General features: G+C 69.1%; 1 protein-coding gene. It reads left to right on the top strand.

Annotation, left to right across the window (positions count from 1 at the left end):
* Positions 1-929: IS4 family transposase (locus ACXC9Q_RS41790; protein WP_457062595.1), on the top strand; the 929-nt coding region annotated here is incomplete at its 5' end.
* Between the last annotated feature and the right edge of the window lie 145 nt (positions 930-1,074).

The following is a 1,074-nucleotide window of genomic DNA, read 5'->3' as shown; positions in this document are numbered from 1 at the left end:
AGTCGGCGATCTTCCAGGCTCGGGCGCGGTTGGGCTCGGAGCCGTTGGCCGCGTTGTTCGAACGGGTGGCCAGGCCGATCGGCGGTGAGGCGACCCCGGGTGTGTGGTTGGCCGGACGCCGGCTGGTCGCGGTCGACGGGACGTGCCTCGATGTGGCCGACACGACGGGGAACACAGAGTTCTTCGGCAGGCCCGGTGTCAACAAGGGCGAGCAGGCGGCTTTCCCGCAGGCCCGGGTCGTGGCGTTGGCCGAGTGCGGCACCCACGCGGTGTTCGCCGCACAGGTCGGCGCCTACACCCAGTCCGAGGCCACCTTGACCGGCTCGTTACTGGACCGGCTAGAGCCGGGGATGCTGCTCTTGGCCGACCGTGGGTTCTTCTCCTATGCCCTGTGGCGCAAGGCGATCGGGACCGGCGCGGACCTGTTGTGGCGGGTCCGCACCGACAAGGCCGGCCCCAAGCCGACCCACGTGCAAGACCTCGAGGATGGCTCTTGGCTGGCTCACCTGCGCCGGTCCACACCGGCTGCAGCCCGCCGCGAGGAGCCGATGCTGGTCCGGGTCATCGACTACACCATCGACGACGACCGCGAAAACCCCACCACCTACCGGCTGTTGACCACCGTGCTGGATCCGGCCGAGGTCAGCGCGGTCGACCTCGCCGCGGCCTACACCCAGCGGTGGGAGATCGAACTGGCCTTCGATGAACTCAAGACCCACCAACGCGGCCCTCGCACGGTGCTGCGATCGAAGTCCCCCGACCTGGTCCTCCAAGAGATCTGGGGACACCTGTGCTGCCACTACGCGATCCGCACACTCATGGCCGAGGCGGCGCACCACTTCGGGCACGACCCGGACCGGGTCAGCTTCGTCGCCGCGCTGCGGATCACCAGGCAAACCATCGCCCACCCGGGCGCATTTTCCCCCTGACCAGCACGGCCGCGACAGCCCCGGATGGCCCGAGTTCCTCCGCCGCCTTCTCCGACGACTCAACCCCACCCGCCGCCTGCGCACCGCACCGCGCGTCATCAAACGCAAGATGCCCAAATGGCACGTCAAACGCTCCCACCACGCG

The sequence above is a fragment of the Kribbella sp. CWNU-51 genome (assembly GCF_054073265.1).
This window is presented reverse-complemented; position numbering and strand designations above follow the sequence as displayed.